This is a genomic window from Nocardia rhamnosiphila NBRC 108938 (assembly GCF_000720425.1).
GTDB classification, from domain to species: Bacteria; Actinomycetota; Actinomycetes; order Mycobacteriales; family Mycobacteriaceae; genus Nocardia; species Nocardia rhamnosiphila.
Genome location: NZ_JOAJ01000001.1, coordinates 768,134 through 791,840 on the forward strand (window position 1 = coordinate 768,134; position 23,707 = coordinate 791,840).

At 69.2% G+C, this 23,707-nt stretch carries 21 protein-coding genes; 10 read left to right on the forward strand and 11 right to left on the reverse strand.

Going from position 1 to position 23,707, the window contains the following annotated elements; all coding sequences use genetic code 11:
• The first annotated feature begins 44 nt into the window (after positions 1–44).
• On the forward strand, positions 45–2,954 hold the full coding sequence (locus IG75_RS0103560; RefSeq protein ID WP_051714372.1) for an FAD-binding and (Fe-S)-binding domain-containing protein: 2,910 nt from the start codon (positions 45–47) through the stop codon (positions 2,952–2,954).
• Entirely contained in the window at positions 2,951–4,054 is a 1,104-nt protein-coding gene (locus IG75_RS0103565; RefSeq protein WP_030519686.1) for an enolase C-terminal domain-like protein, read from the forward strand. The genes IG75_RS0103560 and IG75_RS0103565 overlap by 4 nt, the downstream gene beginning before the upstream one ends.
• On the opposite strand, the gene IG75_RS0103570 is transcribed toward IG75_RS0103565, so the two are convergent.
• From IG75_RS0103570 to IG75_RS0103610, 9 genes are all read right to left on the reverse strand, one after another.
• Positions 4,040–5,008 carry an SDR family oxidoreductase gene (locus IG75_RS0103570; protein ID WP_051714180.1) on the reverse strand — a complete coding sequence of 323 codons (969 nt, stop codon included), beginning with the start codon at positions 5,006–5,008 and terminating at the stop codon, positions 4,040–4,042. The two genes, IG75_RS0103565 and IG75_RS0103570, sit on opposite strands and share 15 nt — an antisense overlap.
• A 49-nt stretch (positions 5,009–5,057) precedes the next feature.
• Positions 5,058–6,818 (reverse strand): glycoside hydrolase family 15 protein, encoded by a 1,761-nt coding sequence (locus IG75_RS0103575; RefSeq protein ID WP_030519688.1) that lies wholly within the window; start codon positions 6,816–6,818, stop codon positions 5,058–5,060.
• Positions 6,819–7,004: 186 nt separating this feature from the next.
• Positions 7,005–9,068, reverse strand: coding sequence for an alkyl/aryl-sulfatase (locus IG75_RS0103580; protein ID WP_081876722.1), 2,064 nt, complete (start codon positions 9,066–9,068; stop codon positions 7,005–7,007).
• 57 nt (positions 9,069–9,125) lie between these two features.
• Positions 9,126–10,469 carry an MFS transporter gene (locus IG75_RS37185; RefSeq protein ID WP_063045231.1) on the reverse strand — a complete coding sequence of 448 codons (1,344 nt, stop codon included), beginning with the start codon at positions 10,467–10,469 and terminating at the stop codon, positions 9,126–9,128.
• A 152-nt stretch (positions 10,470–10,621) separates the two neighbouring features.
• Positions 10,622–11,812, reverse strand: coding sequence for a serine hydrolase domain-containing protein (locus IG75_RS0103590; protein ID WP_030519691.1), 1,191 nt, complete (start codon positions 11,810–11,812; stop codon positions 10,622–10,624).
• 51 nt (positions 11,813–11,863) lie between these two features.
• Positions 11,864–12,166, reverse strand: a complete 303-nt coding sequence (locus tag IG75_RS0103595) for a DUF202 domain-containing protein (RefSeq protein WP_030525787.1) — start codon at positions 12,164–12,166, stop codon at positions 11,864–11,866.
• Complete coding sequence (locus tag IG75_RS0103600; RefSeq protein WP_030519693.1) at positions 12,163–12,513, reverse strand: YidH family protein; 351 nt, start codon at positions 12,511–12,513, stop codon at positions 12,163–12,165. The genes IG75_RS0103595 and IG75_RS0103600 overlap by 4 nt, the downstream gene beginning before the upstream one ends.
• The gene (locus IG75_RS0103605; protein ID WP_030519694.1) at positions 12,510–13,697 is read right to left on the reverse strand and encodes an acyl-CoA dehydrogenase family protein; all 1,188 of its coding nucleotides are present in this window, start codon (positions 13,695–13,697) and stop codon (positions 12,510–12,512) included. The genes IG75_RS0103600 and IG75_RS0103605 overlap by 4 nt, the downstream gene beginning before the upstream one ends.
• A gap of 12 nt (positions 13,698–13,709) precedes the next feature.
• Positions 13,710–15,266 (reverse strand): acyl-CoA synthetase, encoded by a 1,557-nt coding sequence (locus IG75_RS0103610; RefSeq protein WP_030519695.1) that lies wholly within the window; start codon positions 15,264–15,266, stop codon positions 13,710–13,712.
• A 115-nt stretch (positions 15,267–15,381) separates the two neighbouring features.
• Here IG75_RS0103610 and IG75_RS0103615 point away from each other — a divergent pair, with 115 nt between their 5' ends.
• The gene (locus IG75_RS0103615) at positions 15,382–15,987 is read left to right on the forward strand and encodes a TetR/AcrR family transcriptional regulator (protein WP_030519696.1); all 606 of its coding nucleotides are present in this window, start codon (positions 15,382–15,384) and stop codon (positions 15,985–15,987) included.
• Between the two features lie 21 nt (positions 15,988–16,008).
• On the opposite strand, the gene IG75_RS35995 is transcribed toward IG75_RS0103615, so the two are convergent.
• A complete protein-coding gene (locus IG75_RS35995; protein WP_030519697.1) occupies positions 16,009–16,377 on the reverse strand; it encodes a hypothetical protein in 369 nt (122 codons plus the stop codon).
• 261 nt (positions 16,378–16,638) lie between these two features.
• Here IG75_RS35995 and IG75_RS0103625 point away from each other — a divergent pair, with 261 nt between their 5' ends.
• The 3 genes from IG75_RS0103625 to IG75_RS0103635 are packed head-to-tail and all read left to right on the forward strand — an operon-like array spanning position 16,639 to position 18,841.
• Positions 16,639–17,142 carry a flavin reductase family protein gene (locus tag IG75_RS0103625; protein ID WP_030519698.1) on the forward strand — a complete coding sequence of 168 codons (504 nt, stop codon included), beginning with the start codon at positions 16,639–16,641 and terminating at the stop codon, positions 17,140–17,142.
• Positions 17,143–17,158: 16 nt separating this feature from the next.
• Positions 17,159–17,692: a nuclear transport factor 2 family protein gene (locus IG75_RS0103630; protein WP_030519699.1), complete on the forward strand. Its 534-nt coding sequence runs from the start codon at positions 17,159–17,161 to the stop codon at positions 17,690–17,692.
• Between the two features lie 6 nt (positions 17,693–17,698).
• Positions 17,699–18,841: an oxidoreductase gene (locus IG75_RS0103635; protein ID WP_030519700.1), complete on the forward strand. Its 1,143-nt coding sequence runs from the start codon at positions 17,699–17,701 to the stop codon at positions 18,839–18,841.
• A 129-nt stretch (positions 18,842–18,970) separates the two neighbouring features.
• On the opposite strand, the gene IG75_RS0103640 is transcribed toward IG75_RS0103635, so the two are convergent.
• On the reverse strand, positions 18,971–19,456 hold the full coding sequence (locus tag IG75_RS0103640) for a nuclear transport factor 2 family protein (RefSeq protein WP_030519701.1): 486 nt from the start codon (positions 19,454–19,456) through the stop codon (positions 18,971–18,973).
• Positions 19,457–19,704: 248 nt separating this feature from the next.
• On the opposite strand from IG75_RS0103640, the gene IG75_RS0103645 reads away from it, so the two are divergent.
• The 4 genes from IG75_RS0103645 to IG75_RS0103660 all read left to right on the forward strand — a co-directional run bounded on the left by IG75_RS0103645 (position 19,705) and on the right by IG75_RS0103660 (position 23,590).
• The gene (locus tag IG75_RS0103645; protein ID WP_030519702.1) at positions 19,705–20,877 is read left to right on the forward strand and encodes an acyl-CoA dehydrogenase family protein; all 1,173 of its coding nucleotides are present in this window, start codon (positions 19,705–19,707) and stop codon (positions 20,875–20,877) included.
• 36 nt (positions 20,878–20,913) lie between these two features.
• Positions 20,914–21,840 (forward strand): biphenyl-2,3-diol 1,2-dioxygenase, encoded by a 927-nt coding sequence (gene bphC / locus IG75_RS0103650; RefSeq protein ID WP_030519703.1) that lies wholly within the window; start codon positions 20,914–20,916, stop codon positions 21,838–21,840.
• A 181-nt stretch (positions 21,841–22,021) separates the two neighbouring features.
• Positions 22,022–22,675, forward strand: a complete 654-nt coding sequence (locus tag IG75_RS36000; protein ID WP_036512124.1) for an IclR family transcriptional regulator — start codon at positions 22,022–22,024, stop codon at positions 22,673–22,675.
• A 162-nt stretch (positions 22,676–22,837) separates the two neighbouring features.
• On the forward strand, positions 22,838–23,590 hold the full coding sequence (locus IG75_RS0103660) for an IclR family transcriptional regulator (RefSeq protein WP_030519705.1): 753 nt from the start codon (positions 22,838–22,840) through the stop codon (positions 23,588–23,590).
• The last annotated feature ends 117 nt before the right edge of the window (positions 23,591–23,707 follow it).

The window sequence follows — 23,707 nt, forward strand, 5'->3', positions numbered from 1 at the left end:
GCTGCACCTCCGAGCCGGTCCTCGCAGGGAGGATGTCACTCGATATGACAGATTCGGAAACCATTGCTCGACGGCCGCGCGCCGGCACCGGATGGCCGTTGGATGCATTGCGCATCGAGCTCACCGAGCGTGTCGCCGGGGAGGTACGGTTCGATTCCGGTAGCCGCGCGACCTACTCCACCGACGCATCCAACTACCGTGCGGTCCCGATCGGCGTAGTGGTGCCACGGACCCCGGAGGATGCCGCCACCGCGATCGGTATCTGCAGTTCCCACGATGTGCCGGTGGTGTCCCGGGGTGGCGGGACCAGTCTGGCCGGCCAGAGTTGCAACACCGCCGTGGTCATCGACTGGAGCAAGTACTGCACCAGGGTGGTGTCGGTGGATCGCGAGGCCGGTACGGTTGTGATCGAACCGGGTATCGCGCTGGACCGGCTCAACAGCGAACTCGCCGAGACCGGACTGATGGTCGGGCCGAAACCCTCGACCCACGTCAGCTGCACCCTCGGCGGCATGATCGGCAACAACTCGTGCGGCTCCACCGCACAGGCCTACGGCAAAACCGTCGATGCCGTGCGGCGACTGGAAATCCTCACTTACGACGGCTTCCGTGCCTGGGTCGGCCCGGGCGACACCGTGGTCACCGACGATCCGCGCGCCGGTGACCTCGTGGCACGGCTGCGCGCGATCGCGGCGGACTACGCCGCCGAAATCCGTGCGAAGTATCCGCGGATCCCGCGCCGGGTCTCGGGCTACAACCTGGATTCACTCCTCCCGGAATACGGCGTCGACCTGGCCGGACTGCTGGTCGGAAGCGAGAGCACGCTGGTCACCGTGCTGCGTGCGGAGATCGCGCTGGTGCCGCGCCCGCCGGCGACCGCGCTGACAGTGCTCGGATTCGACGATATCTACCGCGCCGCGGATGCGGTGCCGATGATCCTGGCGCACCGGCCGGCCGCCCTCGAAGGTCTGGATCACCGCTTGATCCAGCTCGAGCACACCCGGCACCTCGCCGAACCCGCGCTACGGCAACTGCCGGACGGGTCCGCGTACCTGATGGTGCAGTTCGACGCCGACAATCGTGCCGAGGCCGATCGCCGGGCCTGCGCGATGGCCGAGGAACTCGGCCGCCGCGCCGGCGCCGATTCGACCATGCTGGACGATCCACAACGCGAAGCCGAACTGTGGGCGGCCCGCGAAGCCGGGCTGGGCGCGACCGCCTATCCGCCGCGCGGGGCCGAAACCCACGAAGGGTGGGAGGATGCCGCGGTACCGCCGGAACGGCTCGGCGAGTATTTGCGTGATTTCGACCGGCTGCTGGACCGGTTCGGCTATGAGTCCTCCTCGCTGTACGGGCATTTCGGGCACGGCTGTGTGCACACCCGCATTCCGTTCGATCTGCGTACCGCCGCGGGAATCGCGAACTACCGCGCGTTCGCCGAGGACAGCGCGCGGCTGGTCGTCTCCTACGGCGGCTCACTGTCCGGTGAGCACGGCGACGGCCAATCACGGGGCGAACTGCTGCCGATCATGTTCGGGGAGCGGCTGGTCGAGGCATTCCGGCAGGTGAAATCGGTGTTCGATCCCCGGAACCGGATGAACCCGGGCAAGGTGGTCGATCCGCACCGCCTCGATCAGGATCTGCGGCAGGGCAGCGCGTACCGGCCGTGGGAGCCGGCCACCCACTTCGCCTTCCCGGACGACGACCATCGGTTCAGCGTGGCCGCGGCCCGCTGCGTCGGGGTCGGGAAATGCCGCGGTGACAGTGGCGGCGTGATGTGCCCCAGCTACCGGGCGACCCGTGAAGAGGAGCATTCGACCCGTGGCCGGGCCCGGGTGCTGTTCGAAATGCTCAACGGTGAGGTGATCACCGACGGCTGGCGTTCCACCGAGGTCCGCGACGCCCTCGACCTGTGCCTGGCGTGCAAAGGATGCCGCAGCGATTGCCCCGTCGATGTCGATATGGCGACCTACAAAGCCGAGTTCCTCGCCCACCACTACCGGTGGCGGCCGCGGCCGATGGCCCACTATTCGATGGGCTGGATCCCGCTGTGGGCCCGGCTCGCCACCAGCGCTGCGCCCGTGGCCAACGCGCTCACCCATACCCGCGGGTTGCGGCGGCTCGTCGCCCGGGCCGGCGGACTCGACCCCCGCCGGGAACTGCCCCGCTTCGCCTCCGCCCGGTTCACCGAGACCTTCGCCGGCCCGGCCACGGCCGCCGGTACCCGGCCCACCGTGCTGCTGTGGCCGGATACCTTCACCAACAACTTCGAACCGGATATCGCCCGGGCGGCGGTGCAGGTCCTGGACGCGGCGGGCTTCCGGGTCGAACTGCCGCCGCGGACGGTGTGCTGCGGGCTCACCTGGATCTCTACCGGTCAGCTGGCCACCGCCGAACGTGTGCTGGCCCGCACCCTGCGCATCCTGGAGCCGCAGCTGCGCGCGGGCACGCCCATCGTCGTATTGGAACCGAGTTGCGCCGCCGTCTTCCGCGCGGACCTACCCGAACTGCTCGACGGCGACGAGGACGCACACCGCCTCGCCGCCCAGACCCACACCCTCGCCGAAATGCTGACCCGGCACGCGCCGGAGTGGGCACCGCCCACCGTGGGCGCCGCGACCATGGTGCAACCGCATTGCCATCAGCACGCCGTCCTGGGCTACGACCGGGACCGCGCACTGCTCCGGGACACCGGTGCCCAGGTGGATGTGCTCGACGCCGGATGTTGCGGTCTGGCGGGTAATTTCGGATTCGAGCGCGGCCACTACGACGTCTCGGTCGCATGCGCGGAAGACGCGCTGCTGCCGGCGCTCGGTGGCCGGGCCCCGGGTACCGAGGTGCTGGCGGACGGTTTCAGCTGCCGCACCCAGATCCGCCAGCTCGCCCCGGACGCCCGGCCGCGCCACCTGGCCGAACTGCTCGCCGCAGCCCTCGCCGACCCGCGTCCCCGATGACCCGCGATCTCCGCATCGACGAGTCCGTGAAGGTCGGGGTCTACCGTTTTCCGACTCCCGGCCCCGAATCCGACGGCACATTGACCTGGGACGCCACCACCGCGGTCACCGTCGAACTCGGCGCGGGCGAGGTACGCGGTCTGGGCTGGAGCTACACCAGTCCGGCCGCGGCCGCGGTCGTCACCCACGAGCTGGCCCCGGTACTGTGCGGCCGCCATCCATTCGACATACCCGGTATCCGCACCGACCTGCGGCGTGCCTGCCGTAATACCGGCACCGCGGCGGTGGTCGCGCATGCGTTGAGCGCGGTCGATATCGCGCTGTGGGATCTGAAGGCACGGGTACTGGGAGTTCCACTGCCGGCGCTGTTCGGTGCCGCCCGGGCCGCGACCCCCGTCTACGGGTCGGGCGGCTTCACCGATCTCTCCGATACCGCGCTGGCCGACCAGATCACCGGCTGGCTGGCGGCCGGCTGCCGCAATATCAAGATCAAGATCGGGCAGGATCGGGGGACCTCGGTCGACCGCGACCTGCACCGGGTCGAGCAGGCCGCCGGCCTGCTCGACGGACGCGCCCGGCTCATGGTCGACGCCAACGGCGGATACTCGACCGGCTCGGCGCGCCGCGTCGGCGGTGAACTGGACCGGCTCGGCGTCATCTGGTTCGAGGAACCGGTCACCAGCGACGATCCGGACGGGCTGGCCGTGGTCCGTGCGTCGGTGCGCGCCGACGTGGCGGCCGGCGAATACATCTACAACGCCTACGACGCGACGCGACTCGTCGATGTTGTCGACTGCCTGCAACTGGACCTCACCCGCTGTGGCGGCTACAGCGGCTTCCTCGAATGCGCCGCGCTGGCCGCCGCACACGACACACCTGTTTCGGCGCACTGCGCGCCCGCCCTGCACGCACCCGTCACCGCGGCCGTGCCTCACCTTCGCCACCTGGAATGGTTCATCGACCACGCCCGCCTGGAACCGCTCCTGGTCGACGGCGCACCCGAGGTGGGTGGCGGCCTGCTCCCGTCCGGCGACCGGCCGGGCCACGGGATGACCGTGGCCGCGACCGCCGCTCCGTTCCGGGTCTCAGTGCCGGCGTAGCCGGGCGGCCAGCGATTCGGCGCCTTCGGCCAGCCACGTCTGCGGAGACCGCCGGTGTGCCCGGGTATCGAAACGGCCGTGCGCGCCGAAATCGGCCCCCGCGGCGTTGTCGAGGGGCTCCCACAGGTTGCCGGCCCGCGCGGTGTCGCGGGCCTCGGTCTGCTGTGCCGAGTAGCCGGTACGCGCCAGGTACCGGTCGAGCACCGCGGGTGCCAATCGTTGACCGAGCACGGTGCCGACCGTACTGGCTCCCACCCAGTACTGTTTACGCCGCGGGTGGGCCGCGGCGAACGCGATCGCGTCCGCGACGACCTCGGGCCGGTAGATCGGTGGCACCGGCTGCGGGCGGTTCGGCAGTCGCGAGCGCACCCAGGAGAACTGCGGGGTGTTCACCGCCGGCGCCTGCACGATCGTGAGGTGGATACCACTGTGTTCGTGCATCAGTTCGACCCGGACCGACTCGACGAATCCATCGATGCCGTGCTTGGCGCCGCAGTACGCCGACTGCAGCGGAATCGACCGTTTACCCAGTGCCGAGCCCACCTGGACGATCGCGCCCCGGTCGCGGCGGCGCATCCGGGTCAGCGCCACCATCACCCCGTGCACCGACCCCAGGTAGGTGACCTCGGTGACCCGCCGGAAATCGTCCGGCGCGATCTGTGAAATCGGTGCGAACACTGTGGCGAACGCCGAGTTCACCCACACATCGATCGGCCCGAATTCGGCTTCGCCCCGGTCCGCGGCCGACTCCACCGCCGCGAAGTCGGCGACATCGGTGCTGATCGGCAATGCCCGCCCACCGGCCGCGCGGACCTCTTCCGCGGCGGCGGTCAACCCGGTGACTCCGCGCGCGAGCAAGGTGATCGAGGCACCGTCGGCGGCGAACCGGCGCACGGTCGCCCGGCCGATGCCGCCACTGGCACCGGTGATCACCACATGCTGCGAACCCGCCATACCGTCTCCTTTCCTCCGCGTCGCGACCGCCGATCACGGTCGGTTCGCGTCATTTCCCGAGCGGTGCCAGCCGAATCGCCGATTCCAGCAGCATCGCGTGAACGAACGCCTGCGGCAGATTGCCGCGCAACTGGCGCTGGCGGATATCGAACTCCTCGGCGAAAAGCCCGGGTGTACCGCAGGCGGCGCGGTTACGTTCGAAGTACCGCATCGCCGTCACCGGACGGCCGAGCTGGGCCGCGGCCATCGCCATCGTGAATCCGCAGAAGAGGAACGCACCCTCGGTGACCTCCAGTGCCCGCTCGTCGTGCCGGAAGCGGTACACGTAGAAGTCGTCGCACAACTCCGCCGCCACGGCGTCGAAAGTGGCCGGGTAGCGCGGGTCGTCGACGGGCAGCGCACCGCGGATCATCGGCAACAGCAGTGCGGCGTCCACACCCGGAAGGTGCGGAGCGCGCTGCCAGCGCCCACTCGGATGCAGGGAATCGCGCGACGCGGCGGCGATCAGAGTATCCGCGAGCGCACTGCACACCGGCGCGTCCGCTCCGGTCGCGGAACAGGCCGCCACCGCGCGCAAACCGGCCGCACAGGTCAGCCGTGAATGGGTCCAGTGCCGATTGTCGAGTTCCCAGATCCCGGCATCGGGCCGTTCGTGCTGTTCGGCGATCACCGACACCGCCATCTGCACGGCGCGGCGATGCTCTTCGGACAGCCGGTCACCGCGGCCCGCCGCGGCCAGGAACAGCAGGATCTCCCCGAAGGTGTCCAGCTGGAACTGTTCGCACACCCGGTTGCCGGTCAGCGGCTCGGCGCCGGGATAGCCCGGCATGTCCAGCGGGTGCGGTTCCGGCACCGGGTCCCCGCCCACGGTGTAGGCGGGCGCCAGTCGGGCACCTTCGGCGCACAGGCGTTCGGTGACGAAATCGACCATATCGTCGAGCAATCGAGTGCCGCCCGCGGCGGCGACGGCTTGTCCGGCAAGGCACTGGTCCCGGATCCACACATACCGGTAGTCGTAGTTCTCGCCCTGGTCGGCGCGCTCGGGCAGGCTCGTGGTGGCGGCGGCCACCATGCCGCCGCTCGCGGCGGTCATGCCGCGCAGCACCGCGTACGCGTGGCCGGCGTCGCGGTCGGCCACCGTGGGCGCCATCGCCGGTACGTGGCGCCGCCACCCGTCCGCGGTCTCGTCCCAGAGGAAATCCGGATCCGGCGGCTGCGGTGGCAGCCTGCCCGCGGACAATTCCAGGACCAGATCGTGGTGGCCACCGGCGGGGACGGTGATCCGCCCGGCCCAGAACGGACCGCCGGGCCCGCGGTCCGGTGCCGCCCAGCTCGCGCCGGACCACCGCAGCCGTAGTGGCCCGAGGCGAGCGGTCCAGACACCGTCGTGGTCGCGTGTGGGTTCTCGCGCTGGGTGCGCACCGAACCCGGCGGCCGGGGCGAGTACCACCTCGACTTCGGCATCGCCGTGCACAGCGACGATCCGCCGCAGTAGCACCGCCTGCCGCGACCATCCGGGGAAAGCGAGCGCTTCACGGCTCTCGATCACCGACGAGCCGGAAACCCAGCGGGAACGCCAGATCAACGAGCCCGATTCGTAATAGCCGCCCCAGACGAACGGCCCGGTCGGGGCCACCGCGTACATTCCGTGCCCGCCCAGCAGCGAAGCGAACACCGCGTCACTGTCCCAGTCGGGGGCACACATCCAGGAAATATCGCCCCGTGGCCCCACGAGCGCGCCGCGCTGCCCATCGGCGAGCAGTGCGTACTCCCGCAGCACGTGCGGTGAGCCGACCGGAACCCCGTTCACCTCGGCCGTGTACCACCCGGTCCGGGGAGTAACCACCGGCCCCGGCAACCGCTGACCCGAGTTGTCGGGCCACCCGCAGCTGCCTTCGGGCTCTGCGTGCCACGCGGGGCGTCGGACAGGCTGCACCGTCCGACGACCTCACCGGGGGATGCTCACTTGTCGCGCGCGCCCCTGGCCACCACCGAATCAGGGTGTGACGATGGGGAAGTTCCGGTCCGGGGTGTCGAGCAATTCCTTCAACTGCGCCAGTATCGCGGGGTGCCCGGTGACACCGATACTCCCGGCCCGGACCGCCTCGCCGACATCCCGGCCCGCCAGCAGCACCCCGAGCAGCATCGCCCTGGTGAGCGCGAACGAGGCGTCGGGCGCGGGTCCGCGGTGCCCGGCGGCCAGATCGTAGTGAACGAGCACACCGTTGCGCAGTTCCATCCGATGCGTGCGCTGTTCGTCGCTGATCCGCCAATCCACGATCATCTGCCGATCCCAGGCCGCGGGACCGTCGAGACGGACGGCGAGCGCGTCGAAGACCATGTCGACGGTCAGCGCCGCACGCAGGCCCGCGTTGTCCGAAGTGGTCGGCGTGCCGAACGGGCCGTTCCGTAGCTCCTTCGCCCCGGAGAGATAGAAATTGCGCCAGGTGGCATTCTCGGCGCCGTAGCCGAGCTGTTCGAAAGCGGCGGCCTGCAACTGTTTCGCCGCGATATTTCCCGGATCGGCGAAAATGACGTAGTTCGCGAGTTGGACCACCCAGCGGTAGTCGCCCTCCGTGTAGGCCCGGCGCCCTTTCTTCAGGACCTCGTCCGCGCCGCCCATCGCGGCGACGTGCCGCGTGGCCGATTCGGCCGGCGGATGCTCCCACAGATGCGCCGGGTTGCCGTCGAACCAGCCCATGTAGCGCTGGTATACGGCTTTCACGTTGTGGCTCACCGAGCCGTAGTAGCCGCGGGTGTGCCAGGCGTCGCGCAGGGCAGGTGGGAGCTGCAGCATTTCGGCGATCTCACTGCCCACATACCCCTGGTTGATCAGGCGCAGCGTCTGATCGTGCAGGTAGGCGTAGAGGTCACGCTGTAGCGCGAGGAATTCGACGACCCGGTCCGCGCCCCAGGTCGGCCAGTGATGCGAGGCGAACGCCACCTCGGCCGAACCACCGAAGAGGTTGATCGCCTCGGTGAGATACGCGGCCCACATGCGTGGATCCCGGACCGGTGCGCCGCGCAGGGTGAGCAGATTATGCATGGTGTGGGTGGCGTTCTCGGCCGTGCACAGCGCCCGATGTGCGGGGAAATAGAAGTTCATCTCGGCGGGCGCCTCGGTGCCGGGGGTCATCTGGAACACCATGTGGACGCCGTCGATGGTCTCCTCCTGCCCGGTGTGCGTGATATCGCGGGTGGGCGGGATCAGGCCGATGGCACCGGTCGAGGTGGTCTGGCCCAGACCGGAGCCGACCTGCCCGCGCGGTCCCCGGTCCAGTGCCGCGCCGTACATGTAGGCGGATCGCCGGGCCATGGCCGGGCCCGCGTAGACGTTCTCGGCCACGGCGTGTTCGAGGAATCCGGCCGGCGCGAGTACCGGACACCGGCCCGCCCGGACGTCGTCCGGTGTCGTCACGCCGAGCGCGCCGCCGAAATGATCGACGTGCGGATGCGTGTAGACCAGCCCTGTCACCGGACGGTCGCCGCGATGCGCCCGGTACAGCGCCAGCGCGGCGACCGCGGTCTCCCGGCAGATCAGCGGGTCGATGACGACGACGCCGGTCGTGCCTTCCACGAGCGTCATATTCGACAGGTCCAGGCCCCGGACCTGGTAGATGCCCGGGACCACCTCGTAGAGCCCCTGTTTCGAAACCAGTCCCGACTGACGCCACAGGCTCGGATGTACCGACGGCGGGCAGGGCTCCCGTAGGAACGCGTACGAATCGTTGTCCCAGACGACCTTGCCGGTGGCATCACGCACGACACCCGGGTCGAGCCCGGCGATCCGGCCCCGGTCGGCGTCGGCGAGATCGGCGGTGTCCGAGAGCGGCAGGGTCTGCGCCGCCTGCCGGTGCTGTGCGACGATATGGTCGCTCGGCTCGGTCACCTCCGCGTAGGTGTGGGCGTCCGCGGGCGACGATTCGCAGGCAGTGGCACCCACCGCGGTGGCCGCGAGCGCGGCCGCGCCCAGTCCCAGGACCCCGCGCCGGGATACCCGCGGGCCGCTCCCGGCCTCCGGTCCGGCGGGAACGCCGCCCACTCCATTGGTTTCCGACATGATCTCCACTCACCTACTGTCCGCGGACGACTACACAGCACACGGGAACTCGGCCCGTCACTTCTCGCCGGCGCTCGCCGGACCCGTCGGCGCGAGCGGCGGCGGCGACGGCCACCGGGCGGCGACAACAGCGCTGTCGCGCGCATAGGGCCGGTACAACGCCGCCGAACAGATCCCGTTCGCGGTGGTCAGCAGCACCGTGACCAGGAGTAGCGCCCCTTGCAGTCCGATGGCGTCACCGAGGCGCCCGACCAGCAGCGCGTAGCCGGCGTAGGCGAGTGCCTCGACCGTGGACACCGAGACCGCGAAGGCGAGTCCGCGCAGATGCGGGGGCACGACCGCCATGATCAGCGGCCGGTTCGTGACGGGCACCTGGCCCTGGAGAAAGCCCAGCACGGTGAACAGTGCCACGTAGAGCGCGGTCTGCTGCCAGACGAGCTGCGTGGCGAGGAACGCCACCGCCGCGAAGGCCAGCTGACTCACCTGCAGCATGGCGACCCGGCCGGTGCGGGGCCGGGCCCGGTGCCACAGATCGTTGAGCCGGCCGCCCCCGAAGGTCCCCGCCATATAGCCGAGTGCGAAGGGCAGGGCGATCGCCGCCGCGGTCGCGGTGCCGATGCCGCGCTCGGTCACCATGAATGTCGCGGCGAAACTCATGATCACGTTCTGCCCGGAGAACATCCGCTGCACGAGGATGTAGCGGAAGGTCTGTATCGCGAACAGTTCGCGCAGCGAGCCGCGGAGGCTGCGGGCCCGGTCCTCGATCTGCGCGGGGGTCGGCCCTTCCGCGTCGTGCCGGGCGTGTGCCGCCGGGTCGTCGAGACAGAACAGGATCAGCACCCCGAGTACGAGGGTGATCGCGCCGGAGAGGTAGAAACCGTAGCGCCAGCCGTTCGCGGAACCGGAGAGCAGGCCGAAGACCGGCCCGGAGATCCCGGTGACCAGTGCGACCCCGCCGTACAGCGCGCCGGTGGCGCGCCCGCGATGGTTGTCGTCGTAGATATCGCCGAGGATCGCCAGCGCGATCGGCCCGGCTCCGGCGAACCCGGCCGCGGCGATACCGTAGAGCACCACGAACTGGCCGAAACTGTTCGCGGTGCCCGCGGCGATCGACCACACTCCCCAGAATCCGGCGCAGATCGCCAGCACGGTTTTTCTGGGATAGCGGGTCGCGAGCAACATCCACGGCACCCCGGCGACCATGCCGACACCCTTGCCGACGGCCACGATCGTGCCCAGCGCCGAGTTCGACAGGCCGAGGGCCTCGCGCATCAGCGGGAACAGCACCGAGGTCACATTGGCCTCGGCATTGTCCATCGCGGACGAGCCGGTGAGCAGGGCCAGATTCTTTCCGCGCCTGAGCCGGTTGCCGGGCGCGGTGAGATCCGCGAGTTGCGTCATGGGATGTCCTTCTCGAAGAATTCGCGCGCGTGCCCGGGGTGGAGACACCCGATCCGTGTGCGGCGAGTCACACTGAATAGTACTGGATATGTTGTCTATAACAAGACAAATTGTTCAGTAAGATTCGAATGTGCTGGTAGAAGGCGCTGCGCTCAGGCCCGCAGGCCGGTCACGGCGCCGCCGATCTGCGCGAACAGCGGGACCAGCGGCGGCGGTGGTACGGCGGGCGAGAGGATATGCGCGCCGTAGTGCACGATCACCAGTTCCCGGCCGGGACAGACGTACAACCGCTGACCGTGGATACCGCTGGCCATATACGAGCCGAGACCGTCGTCGAGAATCCACCAGAAGTCGTGGTAACCCAGCCGAGGCGGAGTGTCGACCGGATCGCGCGGGAGCCGGACCCGCCTGGTCGGGCCGTCGGGCACCGCCGTAATCGACCGGGCCACGGCCTCCGGGACGACCTGCCGTCCCTCGACGGCTCCGCCGCAGCGCAGCATCTCGCCGACCCGCGCTCCGTCGAGAGCGGTGGCGGCGAATCCGCCACAGGCCATTTCCCGGCCCGCCGAATCGACGACGAAATAGGCGTCCTCCGCCGCGCCGACCCGGGACCAGACCAGTTCACCGAACAACTCGGCGGTCGGGACACCGGTGACCCGCCGCAGTACCTCGGCGACCACCTCGGTGTTCGCATTGTCGTAGCGGAACTCCGCCCCGAACGGTCCGGTCGCGCGACTGGTGGCCAGATGATCGAGGATGGTCGTGGGGCCGGCGTAGCCGGCCGGCCGCAGAGCCGGCGAGACCACCGCCCAGAAGCGGTGTGCCTCCAGGACCCGGTCGTAGGGCCGGCCGCCGAAGTCCACCGCGGTCGTCATGTGCAGCAGTTCCTGCAGGCTGGCCGCGCCCAATCCGGTGCCGGCGAGTTCGGGTACATACGATTCGGCGGTGGCCGTGCGCCGGAGCAGGCCCTGGTCCTCGACGAGTGCCGCGAGCAATCCGATATAGGACTTCGTCAGCGAGGCGTTCAGGTGCGGCTCATGGGGCCGGTACCCGTGCAGGTACTGCTCGTACACCAGCCGGCCGCGGTGCACCACGACCAGTGCGTCGGTATCGGATTCCTGAAGCGCCAGGCTCAGCGGCACGGTGCGGTCCCACGTCCAGCGGATCGGGAGTTCGTCCAGTTCCGCCGGGGCCTCGGGGAGCAGCCGCGGGCCCCCGGAACCGCGCCATACGGTGCGGGTCGGGCTCATCTCCCGGATGGTCGTGACGTGCTGACGCACGTGCACGGGGTCGAGGAACCCGCGCGTCCACACCATATCGGAGGGATTCACGGCTCTGGTCATGGTGATACTCCAGTTCGTCGCGGCGCGGTGCCGGGGTCGGTAACGGGTGGGTCAGAAGAGCAGCGGCAGGACACAACCGGCGGTCAACCCGATTCCCGCACAGATCACCGCGGCCGGTAGCTCGGGTACGGGCCGCGGGTCGGCCGGGGTGCGCAGCGAGCGCCGGCGGCGCAGCCGGGCGGCGGCCGCGAGCGCCACCAGGACCACGGTGGCGGCCCCCAGCGCGACCAGGGTCGCCGCCGACGGTTCGCGGACGAGCGCGCGCACGAGCAGCGCCGGCACCACCGCCGCCGCCAGTACCGTGCGCCGCCAGGCCAAGACCGTCCGCTCGGGCTGTAACCCCTCATCGGTCACAGCGCCAGCAGCGCGACCGAGAGCAACGCGGCCACGCAGACCCCGGCGACGGTCACGGTGATCAACGGCGGGCGGGGGAGTGGCGCATTGCGGCGCATGGCCCGTTGCACCCGGCGCCAATGCCGGAAGGCGCCGACCGCGATCAGGCAGGCCAGCAGCGCGCAGACCGCGCCGATCGCCTTGTGGACGATCGGCGCCGCCCCGGCCGCGTACAGCTGGCCGACTGCGATACCGCCGGCGACCAGGCCGAGTGCGGTCCGGATCCAGGCGAGGAAGGTGCGCTCGTTGGCGAGGGTGAAGCGGTAGTCCGGCTCCCGTTCGGTCCCGGTATCGAGCGCGGTGGTCATGAGAGCAGGAGTTCGCGGGCGATACCGTTGCGCTGGATCTCCGAGGAGCCGGTGAGAATGCGGAACATCCGCAGTTTCTGGAACAGACCCTCGATCTCGCCGCCGCGGACCACCCCGGCCTTACCGTGGATCTGCACCGCGTGATCGGCGATGGTGAAGGCCTTCTCCGCGACGAACAGTTTGCACAGGAATGCCTCTGTCCGCGGTCGCGCTCCCGCGTCCAGCGCGGCGAGCGCGTCGTAGGTCATCGAGCGGGCGGCGTAGTAGTCGGCGGCCATATCGGCGAGCCGGTGCTGGATCGCTTGGAGCATACCGAGCGGCGCGCCGTTGACCCGGCGGGTTCTGGCGTAGTCGAGGGACAGCTGGAGCGCCCGGCGGGCGCCGCCGAGTGCGGTGGGGCAGTGCAGCAGGCGGTTCACGGTGACCCGGCCCAGCCCGATCCGCAGCCCCTGCCCGAGCTCACCGAGCAGCTGATCGGGCCCGACGTAGCAGTCGTCGAGCACGATATCGGCCTCGATGTGCTCACCCGACATCGGTGTCGACCCGTCGGCCACGGTGCAGCCCGGTGTATCGAGGTCGACCAGGAAGGCGGAGAACGTATCGGTGGGTTCGCCCGCGGTGTCGGCCATCCGGGCCACCAGGATGGAGAAGTCGGCGAACGGGCCGGCGCTGGAGAACACCTTGTGACCGTTCAGCCGCCACCCGTCCCCCTCCGGGGTCGCGGTGGTCAGGATGCCGCGTACATCGGAACCGGCATCCTGCTCGGTGAGCGAGAAACAGCACGCGCGCTCGCCGCGCAGCACCGGCAGCAGATATTTCTCGAGCTGGTGCTGCGTGGCGTACTCGAAAATGGAGCCCACCCGCAGCGGTCCGCCCATATCGCCGAGCACCGACGAGGAGAACAGCCGGGGCGAGGCGCCGACTTCTTCCTTGAGCGCGGCCAGCTCGGTGAAAGACAGTCCCTGCCCGCCGTATTCGACGGGTAGGTGGATCCCGTAGAAACCCAGTTCCCGGCTGCGCCGCCACACCGGTTCCAGGACCTCGCGTCCGTAGCGGGATTCCCGGGTGAGGCCGAGTTTTGCCTCGTAGTCGGCGAGTTCACCGTCGAGGTAGTCGCGCAGCCGCCGGACCAGATCCCGCAGCCGCGGGTTGTCGTCGTAGGTCGGGGTGAGGGTGAAGGTCATCGCATCTTCCTGTCAGTTCACGCGTCGGCCGGTACCGGCCCAGTAGCTGTCGCGGACGGCGCGGCGGTCGATCTTGCCGTTGCGGTTGATCGGCAGGCTCGCCACAAAATCCACCGACCGGGGTTTCTTCATCCGGGCCAGCCGGTTCGCGCAGTGCTCGATCAGTTCCTGTTCGGTAGGTGTCGTGCCCGCGCGGGGCACCACCACTGCCTTGACCGCTTCCCCCCATTGCTCGTCGGGCACCCCGACCACGCACACCTCCGCGATATCGGGGTGTTCGTACAGCGCGGCCTCGACCTCGCTGCAGTAGATGTTGAAACCGCCGGAAATGATCATGTCCTTCTTGCGGTCGACGATGAACAGGTAGCCGTCGCCGCGGAAGAAGCCGATATCGCCGGTGTGCACCCAGCCGTCCCGGAAGGTTTCCGCCGACAGTTCCGGTTCGTGCCAGTACTCGCGGACGCAGTCCGGGCCGCGGGCGACGATTTCGCCGATCTCACCCGCGGGCAGCGGCGTTCTCGTCTCGTCGACGACGCGGACCTCGGTATCGAAAACCGGCCGGCCGCAGGACTTCAGCAACTCCGGATCGGATTCGATACCGCGCACCACGTCCTCGGTGGTGAGTACGGTGATGCCGCTGGTGGTCTCACCCAGGCCGTAGCCCTGCATGACCACCGGACCGAACACGCGTACCGCGTCGCGTAACCGCTGCGGCGACACCGGGGCGCCGCCGACACCGAGTATCCGCAGACTCGACAGGTCCACGTCGGCGATCGCGGGGTGCTCCATGAGCATATTGAGCATGGTGGGCACCACGAAAGTGGTGGTGATCCGTTCGGATTCGACGGTGCGCAGGAACCGCTCGGTATCGAAGGCCGGCAGGATCACCACGGTCGCGCCCCGGGCCAGCACGGCCAGCAGCATCATCCCCGAGGCGTGGGTGATCGGCCCCGGAGCGAGGTATCGATCGTCGGACTGCGTCGATCCGGACGGACTCATCAGGCGCTTGCGCATATTGGCCAGCCGGTTGCCGTGCGTCTGCACGGCCGCCTTCAGCTTTCCGGTGGAACCCGAGGTGTAGTTCAGCACCGCCGCGGCATCGGCCGATACATCCACGGCGATCGGGTCCGCCGATCCGGTGCCGAGTACCTCCTGATAGCGCTCCGTGCCCGCCACGCTGCCCGTGTATTCGACCAGGGCGCAGACGAGGCCGGCTCGCGCGATCGCGGCGGCTGCCGTCTCCGCGTGTGCCGGGTCGACGAACAGCACCCGGACCTCGGCATCGCGCAGGATATGCGCCAGTTCGTCGCCACCGAGCCGGGCGTTCACCGGTACGCGGACGAAACCGCCCTTGGACAGGGCCATTTCGGTGACCACCAGCTCGCCCGAGTTCGCGGCGTAGGTGCCCACCGCCTGGCCCGGCGCCAGCCCTCGGGCCAGGAGTGCCGACGCCAGCCGGTTCGATTCGGCCTCCAGTTGCCGGTAGGTCCAGCGCGCCGAGCCGCACACCAGCGCTTCCCGGTCCGGCCAGAAGGTGGCGCTGCGGGTCAGATAACCGCCCAGATTCATCGAAACTCCAAACCGACAATGTGCCTGTAACTGGACATACTGTCTAATTACAGGCGCCCTGTCAATGCACGCGATATGCTCGATCGCAGACGGATCTCTACAAGGAAGGGAACCCGTGCCAGCCGAAGACCGCCGGGTCCGCCGCAGCCGCCGGGCGCTGCGTGACGCCCTGATCTCGCTGGTCCTCGAACGTGGCTATGCGAGCGTCACCGTCGAGGACATCACCGCGCGTGCCGATCTCGGCCGCGCCACTTTCTACACGCACTACACCGATAAAGACGATCTGCTGAACCACATCGTCACCGACCTGATCGACGAACTACAGGAACGGCAGCGACCACTGGTCTCCACCTCGTCGGTCGGTTTCACCGGCAAGCCGATCCTGGAGATGTTCCGGCACGCCGCCGAGGAGCGCGATACCTACCGGGTGATCCTGCGCGGCGAGGGCGACGGGCGCGCGCTGCGCCGGTTCATCGACGACCGGGCCGCCATCGCCGCGGTGGTGTTCGCCGCGCGCGCGGAAGCCCAGGGCGCCACCCCTAATATCGATATCGATCTGCTGGCCCGGGCCTGGGTCGGCGAGCAGATCACGGTCCTGCAGTGGTGGCTGGAACCGGAAACCCCGGCGATGTCACCGGAAGAGGTCACGAATATGCTCCGCGACCTCTCGCTGCGCGGCCGGTTCTGGGCCTCCGGGTTCGAGGGCGAAGCACCCGCCTGACCGGTTCGGCGTACGAGTGGGTCAGCGAACCCCGTGTGCTCTGGTCACTGTGTTGTCATGTGACGTGGAAGTGTGGATCCCGCGCGCTATCGGCCCAGCCGGGTCGAGGGAGCCCGTGGGGTGGGCAGTGGCGACCCCGTCGAGGCCGACCGAGACGATCGCCGCGTCGGCGGCATCCTCGGCGGCCTCGGGGAGCGTGACCTCGGCGAAGGGATCGCCCGACAGTGAAGTGAAGGTCTCGGCGTGTACCCGGTTGCGGGGTATGCCCGCCCGGGCGGTCGCGTCGTGGACGGCGTCCATGAACGGCTGCGGACCGCACAGGCAGACCGAGTGATCCCGATGTGCCGCGATCAGGGCGACCAGGTGCGCGGCGGTGGGCAGGCCCTGCACACTTTCGAGCCAGTGCGTGACCGAGAGCCGGTCGTTGTGCCGGGCGGTCAGTTCACGGGCGTGCCGTCCTCGACAGAGGGTGCCAGGCGGCCGGCGTGCCCACAGCGCCGCTTCTGTTGAGCGAGAAAGCGGATGCCGCTCGTCCGGCAGAGGCTTCCACTGAGCGAGAGGAGAGTGGGAACCGCCCCCGGCCGGCCATACGCTCGCAGCGTCGACGCAGTCGGAGCTTGCGACCGCACAACGGAAACGGAGGTAGCTCGGATGACCATGGAGTCGGTGTCGCCGGCCGCGATGCGCAGCGCATTGAGCCAATTCGCCAGCGGGGTGACCGTGGTGACGGGGAGCGACGAACAGGGCCCGGTCGGGTTCGCCTGCCAGTCGTTCGCGTCGGTCTCGCTCGACCCGCCACTCATCCTCTTCTGCGCCGATCACCGGGGTCGTTCCTGGCCGCGCATCCGCGCGTCCGGGCGTTTCACCGTCAATGTGCTCAACGAGGAGCAGGCCGACCTGTGCGCGCGGTTCGGCTCGCGCGACGGGCGCAAGTTCGACGGACTCGACTGCGAGACCTCGAAGTGGTCGACTCCGTCGTTGCCCGGTGTGCTCATGCGGGTACACGCCGAGGTGTCCGAGGTGCACCGGGCCGGGGATCACGATGTGGTGATCGGCCGGGTGGTGGAGTTGGAAACCGTCGCCCGGAAAGCTCCGATGATCTTCTTCCGGGGCAAGTTCGGAATCGACCCGCGCGCAGATCTGCTCAGCGCCTAGAAAGGTGTGCTCGGCCATGTCGGAACATAAGTCGAATCATCTTCCGCCCGGCCTCTCGGCCGCTGAAGCCGTGCTGGCGACAGAAGAGATCAAACGCGTCTTCGCGGCCCGTCTGCGGTATATGGACACCAAACAGTGGCACAGGTACGCCGGACTGCACACCGAGGACGTGATCAGCGAGACCTGGGGCGGCCTCCCCGACGACAAACAACCCCGCAGCGGCGACACCACGAACCGTGTGGTCGGCAACCAGGTTTTGGCCGATACGATCCGTGCCCTGCTCGACGGCCCGGTACCGGTGACCACGGTGCATCACGGGCACACCCCGGAGATCGAGCTGACCTCGGCCACCACCGCCCGCGGGATCTGGGCGATGGAAGACCTGCTGTGGTGGTCCGACGGCGACGAGGAACTGCACCTGCACGGGTACGGCCACTATCACGAGGAATACCGCAAGGTGGCAGGGCGGTGGCTGATCGGCTACCGCAAGCTCACCCGCTTGCGGGTCGACGCTCCGCCGGATTTCTTCCGCTTCATGAAAGCCCTGTGACAAATGATGACCGCTCATCATGCCGCTCTGTTCCGGCCGCTGGCCATCCGCTCCCTGGAATTGCCGAACCGGATCGTCATGTCCGCGATGACCCGGTCGGCCTCGCCCGCCGGCGTACCCGGCCCCGAGGTCGCCCGGTACTACCGGCGTCGTGCCGCCGGCGGGACCGGCCTGATCATCACCGAGGGCGTCGCCGTCGACCATCCCGCCGCGGTCGACAACCCGCGGGTGCCCCGGATGTACGGCGCGGCCGCGCTGGCCGGGTGGCGGACCGTGGTCGACGAGGTGCACGCGGCCGGTGGTCGGATCGTTCCACAGCTCTGGCACGTCGGACCACTCTGGGGCGCGATGGGCGCGGTCGATCCGGTGATCACGCCGATGCGTCCGTCCGGGCGGTGGGGGACCGTGGGCATCACGTCCTATCCCGACGACTATGTCGCGCGTGCCGCCCGGCTCACGCGGCCGATGACCGAGGACGATATCGCCGAGGTCGTCGCGGCCTTCGCGGACGCCGCGGTCAACGCGGCCGAGCTCGGCTTCGACGGTATCGCACTGCACGGTGGTCACGGCTATCTGCTGGATTCGTTCCTCTGGCCCGACACCAACATCCGTGACGATCGGTGGGGCGGTGATCCATTGGCGCGCAGCCGGTTTCCCGCCCGGGTGGTCGAGGCCGTCCGCAGCGCCGTCGGCGACGAGCTACCCATCTTCTTCCGCTTCTCCCAGCACAAACAACAGGACTACACCGCACGCATCGCCGAGACGCCCGACGAACTGCAGGTGATCCTGGGGTCGCTCGCCGATGCCGGGGTGGACGTCTTCGATGCCAGCATCCGCCGCTTCGATCTCCCGGCGTTCGAGGGCAGTGACCTGTCGCTGGCCGGATGGGCCAGGAAACTCACGGGCGCGCACGCCATGGCGGTGGGCAGCGTCGGCCTCGGAAAGCCGTTGCGCGACAGCCGGATAGAGGGTACCGCGGAGGTGGTCGACAATATCGGCGAGGTGGAACGTCGCATCGAGACCGGTGAGTTCGACCTGATCGCGATCGGGCGCATGCATCTCGCCGATCCGGCGCTGGCGACGACTCTGCGCACCGGCTCGCCGCTGACGCCGTTCGACCGCGCAGTCCACGAAGGCAATCTGCACTGACCCACGGCGGCCGGGCCGGCGCTTGGATGGAAACCCTCGACGCCGGGCGGCCGGTGCCGATGCTCCCACGCCGGCCATCGCCGTCAGCGCGTCCTCGAGAAGCCGCGGTACCGCTGCCCGGCGGCCGGCTCAACGGCCGGCGCGGCTCAGCAGGTCCCGCGCAGCGGCACTACCGTCCAGCAGTCGCGCGGTGCGGCGCCGGATCAGCCAGGTGCCGTCGGCGCGGACGAGTTCGAAGCGGTTGGCGGTGACCCGCCACACGCGGAACGAATCCTTCCCGGCGTCGCGGCGCAGCAGTAGCGAATGACAGGTCGCCACCGCGGTGTCGCCGTCGACCCGGATGTATACGGGATCGAGCAGGTGCCCGCAACCTTCGTGGATGTATTCCTGATGCGGCGCGGTGCGCACCATCTCGGTGATCGCGTCGCGTCCTTCCATCACCCGGATGTCGATGTCGTATACGGCATCCTCGGCCCACAACCGGCCGACGGCGTCGGCGTCACCGGCGTCGACGGCGGGGCCGTAGGCGGTGAGCACGTCGTGGACAGCGGCTTTGTCCTCGAGGGCCCGCACCCGGTCGAGCAGGGCGGCCACCAGATCTGCGGTGTCGGTCATATCGGTCCTCTCCGAGACTCCGGGCACCCGGGCGGGCGGCCCGGTCTCCTGTTCTACCGACTTCGCCTGCAGCGGACCTCGAGCCTTCCGCTCAACGGAAACCCGGGTGTGCCGTCACCTCGTCGCTGCCATGTTTGTCGGATCGAGTCCCGCGTGCCGCGCGGGCCGAACAGTTCGTCCCCGACCGGTTCCGCCCAGGAACACCGGTTTCCCGGCCCTCGGCGGGCCGCTTCCCAGGAGAGTCGTATATGGGCCAGGTATTGGACAGCATCATGGCGCACGCGGAGGAGATCCGCGCCGGAGCCGCGGAAGGCGAGGCGTTGATGCGGCTGCCCGACGCGACCGCGAGACATCTGCGTGACTCGGGCATCGTGCGTATGTTCCAGCCGCAGGAGTACGGCGGTGCGGAAGGTCATCCCCGCGAGGCCGCCGAAGCCGTCATGGCCCTCGGCGCCCTCGACGGCGCCGCGGGCTGGGTGGCGGGCATCGTCGGCGTGCATCCGTGGGAACTGGCCTTCTTCGATCCCCGGGCGCAGGAGGAGATCTGGGGCGCGGACAACGATATGTGGATGGCCTCGCCGTACGCGCCGATGGGCATCGCGGTCCCGGTCGAGGGCGGATACATCCTCAACGGCCGCTGGTCGTTCTCCTCGGGCACCGATCACTGCGGCTGGATCATGATCGGCGCTGCCGTCGGCGATACGGACGGTAACCGCACCGGCGCGGTACTGCACGTGGTGCTGCCGCGCTCGGACTACCGGATCGACCACGACAGCTGGAATGTGCTCGGCCTGCGTGGCACCGGTTCGAAGGACTTGATCGTCGAAGATGCCTTCCTACCGGGGCATCGCACGATCGACGCCGATATCGTGCTCAGCGGTAACGGCTGGCGGCACGCGGGCCGCGACGAGACGCTGTACCGTTTCCCGTTCTCGTGCCTCTTCCCGCTCGGCATCACCTCATCGCTGATCGGGATGACCGAGGGCGCGCTCGCCTGCTACATCGCGGCGCAGCGGGAGCGCGTCCAGGTCACCGGCGTGCCCATCAAAGAAGATCCCTATGTCCTGTACGCCGTCAGCGAGGCGGCGTCGGAGATCTCCGCGGCCCGGCTCGCCCTGCTCGAGACGGTCGACCGGTTCTGGGACAAGACCGAGCGCGGCGAGGAAATCGGGTTCGAGGAACGCGCGATCGGCCGGCGCACCCAGATCTCCGCGGCGTGGCGCGCGGTGCGGGCGATGGACGAGGTCTTCGCCCGCGCCGGTGGTGCGGCGGTACATCTGAAGACGCCGATGCAGCGGTTCTGGCGCGATGCCCATGTCGGCCTCACCCACGCCATTCATGTACCGGGCACGACCTACCACGCGGCGGCACTCGCACAACTGGGTGGTGACCCCCAGGGTCCGTACCGCGCAATGATCTGACACCCCTTCACCGTCGAGACTGTCGAGGACGAAACAATGACCGAACCCCCCAGAACAGAACTCCGCGGTCTCGGGTATCTCCGGGTCCGGAGCCAGGATGTCGCGCGCTGGCGCGAACTGCTCATCGACGGCCTCGGCATGGCCGTCGGCTCCGGTCCCGACCGGGACGGGCTGTACGCCCGCATCGACGAACGCCGCGCCCGCATCGCCGTCCTGCCCGGCGATTCCGACAGGGCACTGGCCGTCGGCTGGGAAGTGCGCGACGAGTTCGCGCTCCAGCGGGTGCGTGAAGCCGTGGAAGAGTCCGGACACACCGTCGAGGTGCTGTCGCGGAAGCAATGCGCGTATCTGGACGTGGAGCAGGCCATCGCGTTCGACGATCCGGCCGGGACGCGCCTCGAGGTGTTCTTCGGCCCGGTCCTCGATCACAGCCCGCTGGCGACTCCGTTCGCCGGACGATGGGTGACCGGGGAGTACGGCCTGGGCCATGTGGTGCTGCCCTCGGCGAAGTTCGCCGAATCGTACGACTTCTACACCCGGGTACTGGGTTTCCTGCCCCGGGGTTCGATCCGGTTGGACGACGAGGGGCTGAGCCGGGTGCGCTTCCTCGGTATCAACCGGCGCCATCACAGCCTCGCGCTGTGCCCGGCCCCGCCGACGGCCGAACCGGGTCTGGTGCATCTGATGACCGAGGTCGACACCCTCGACGCGGTCGGCCGGGCACTCGATCGGGTGAACCGGCAGAAGTTCTCGATCTCCTCCACGCTGGGCAGGCACACGAACGACAAGATGATCTCGTTCTACGTCCGCGCCCCCGGCGGATGGGATCTCGAGTTCGGTACCGACGGCATGCTCGTCGACGAGCGCTACTACACGTCCGAGGAGATCACCGCGGACGCGTACTGGGGCCATGATCAGTCGGGCGCCGAGCCGTTGAAAGCGTTCATCCCGACGGCCGGCTGAACCCCGTACGGCTCACCGGCGCGGACCGGAAGAGCACCGCGACGACTGTCGCGGTGCTCTTCCGCGTCGTTGTCTCCCTCTGGGTGAAAAGTCTGCTGGAGGCCCCGTCGCCGCGCCGGTATGATTTTGTTGATTGTTTGATCAATCAATAAGATATGCCCTCTCGCTGCCGGAGTTGCCCGTGACCGCTGTAGACGACCGATCCCAGACCGTTGTGGGGCGGGTCCTTCTGTTGCTCGAACCTTTCCGCGAATGCGAGACCCTGACGCTCACCGAGCTGGCCGAGCGTGCGGGCTTCCCCCGGTCGTCCGCCCATCGGTTGCTGTCGCAGCTCGTGGAGGTCGGCTGGCTGCGCCGGAACGGCACCGCCTATCGCCTCGGTCCGAAGCTGGTGGAGCTCGGCTCCGAGGCGCGTCGGCACGACCGGATGTATCAGGCCGCCGCCCCGACGATGTACCAGTTGCGCAAACGCACCGGAATGGCCGTGCAGCTGACTGTTCTCGACGGTGACGACCTGCTGTTTCTCGAAGTGATCGGTGGCCGATGGGCGGCTTCGGTGCTGTGTGGCCGCGTCGGGCAGCGCCTTCCGGCGCCGGGGACCGTCGAGGGCGCCGCTCTGCTGGCGCTGCGTGACGGGTCCGGGTCCACGCTCCGGGACCGAGTCGTGCGAGGCCGTGCGGGGGAGCGGGTGCGTTGCGTCGCGCTCGCCTTCGAGGCCGGGCGGCAGGAGGCCGCCGCGCTCTCGCTGGCCGGCCCGGCGGGGCGGACCCCGGAGGGCGCCGTACGCGATCTCGCTGCGGCCGCCGATGTAGTGATATCGCGGCTCGCCGCCTGAGGCGGCCCCGGCGTCTCCGCTGCTGCGATCGTGGGATCGAGACCGTCGACACCTGATTTTCCGACCTACGGCACAGCACTGCTATCGTCATCTCGGCCATTGATTGAGCGCTTGATCTATGACTTGCGGCCGCGGCGCGGCCTGCGCCCCGATGGAGGTTCGATGAAGAACAGCGACGAATTCCCTCCGGCCGTCATCGACCGGGTCGCGACTCTGCTCGACGGGTTCCGCGACGGTGCCGAACTCACGCTGTCCCAGCTGTCCGGCCGGACCGGCCTGCCGCGCTCCTCCGCGCACCGGATGCTCTCCCGGCTCGTCGAGGTGGGGTGGGTCAGCAGGCGCGGCCGGATGTACGGGCTGAGTCGCCGGATGTTCGAGTGGGGTGCCCTCGCGCAGCAGCACGACTGCTTGCACCGGGCCGCGCATCCGATCCTGCACGAACTCCACGAGACGAGTGGACTGATCGTCCATCTGGCCGTTCTCGACGGCAACGACGTGCGCTACCTCGACAAGGTCGGCTTCGGGCGGATCGCCCTCCCCTCGCGCATCGGCGGACGGCAGCCGGCCGCGCGCACCGCGCTGGGTAAGGCGCTCATCGCCCATGCCGCCGCGGATCGGGTCGCCGCATATGCGGCGGCCGCGTCTCCGGCATCGAGGGGAACAGAGGCGCTACCGCGCCATGAAATCGCCCGCATCCGTCAGCAGCGCGTGGCCTACGAACGCGAGGAATGCGTCGCGGGCGTCGCCTGTGTGGCCGCCCCGATCGGCAACAACCGGACCTGTGTGGGAGCCGTCTCGGTGACCGGCCCGGTCGGCAGTGTGGACTTCGTACCGCTGGCGATCTCGGTCCGGTCGGCGGCGCATGCGATCTGGCGCAACCACGACGCGTGCGACTCCGCGCGGCGTGCGGTGTGAGCGGTGCTCAGCGAACGAGTGCCTGCCCGCCGTCCACCGCCGGCGTATGACCGGTGATGTAGCGGCGGCGTCGCTGCACAGGACCCATTGACCGTTTGATCAATGGATGTGACAGAA

Excerpts from the sequence above, each read along its gene's own strand:
- IG75_RS0103560 (WP_051714372.1), top strand. The coding sequence starts at position 45 with ATGACAGATTCGGAAACCATTGCTCGACGGCCGCGCGCCGGCACCGGA.
- IG75_RS0103565 (WP_030519686.1), top strand. The coding sequence starts at position 2,951 with ATGACCCGCGATCTCCGCATCGACGAGTCCGTGAAGGTCGGGGTCTAC.
- IG75_RS0103570 (WP_051714180.1), bottom strand. The coding sequence starts at position 5,008 with ATGGCGGGTTCGCAGCATGTGGTGATCACCGGTGCCAGTGGCGGCATC.
- IG75_RS0103580 (WP_081876722.1), bottom strand. The coding sequence starts at position 9,068 with ATGTCGGAAACCAATGGAGTGGGCGGCGTTCCCGCCGGACCGGAGGCC.
- IG75_RS37185 (WP_063045231.1), bottom strand. The coding sequence starts at position 10,469 with ATGACGCAACTCGCGGATCTCACCGCGCCCGGCAACCGGCTCAGGCGC.
- IG75_RS0103590 (WP_030519691.1), bottom strand. The coding sequence starts at position 11,812 with ATGACCAGAGCCGTGAATCCCTCCGATATGGTGTGGACGCGCGGGTTC.
- IG75_RS0103600 (WP_030519693.1), bottom strand. The coding sequence starts at position 12,513 with ATGACCACCGCGCTCGATACCGGGACCGAACGGGAGCCGGACTACCGC.
- IG75_RS0103605 (WP_030519694.1), bottom strand. The coding sequence starts at position 13,697 with ATGACCTTCACCCTCACCCCGACCTACGACGACAACCCGCGGCTGCGG.
- IG75_RS0103610 (WP_030519695.1), bottom strand. The coding sequence starts at position 15,266 with ATGAATCTGGGCGGTTATCTGACCCGCAGCGCCACCTTCTGGCCGGAC.
- IG75_RS0103625 (WP_030519698.1), top strand. The coding sequence starts at position 16,639 with ATGACCATGGAGTCGGTGTCGCCGGCCGCGATGCGCAGCGCATTGAGC.
- IG75_RS0103630 (WP_030519699.1), top strand. The coding sequence starts at position 17,159 with ATGTCGGAACATAAGTCGAATCATCTTCCGCCCGGCCTCTCGGCCGCT.
- IG75_RS0103635 (WP_030519700.1), top strand. The coding sequence starts at position 17,699 with ATGACCGCTCATCATGCCGCTCTGTTCCGGCCGCTGGCCATCCGCTCC.
- IG75_RS0103640 (WP_030519701.1), bottom strand. The coding sequence starts at position 19,456 with ATGACCGACACCGCAGATCTGGTGGCCGCCCTGCTCGACCGGGTGCGG.
- IG75_RS0103645 (WP_030519702.1), top strand. The coding sequence starts at position 19,705 with ATGGGCCAGGTATTGGACAGCATCATGGCGCACGCGGAGGAGATCCGC.
- bphC (WP_030519703.1), top strand. The coding sequence starts at position 20,914 with ATGACCGAACCCCCCAGAACAGAACTCCGCGGTCTCGGGTATCTCCGG.
- IG75_RS0103660 (WP_030519705.1), top strand. The coding sequence starts at position 22,838 with ATGAAGAACAGCGACGAATTCCCTCCGGCCGTCATCGACCGGGTCGCG.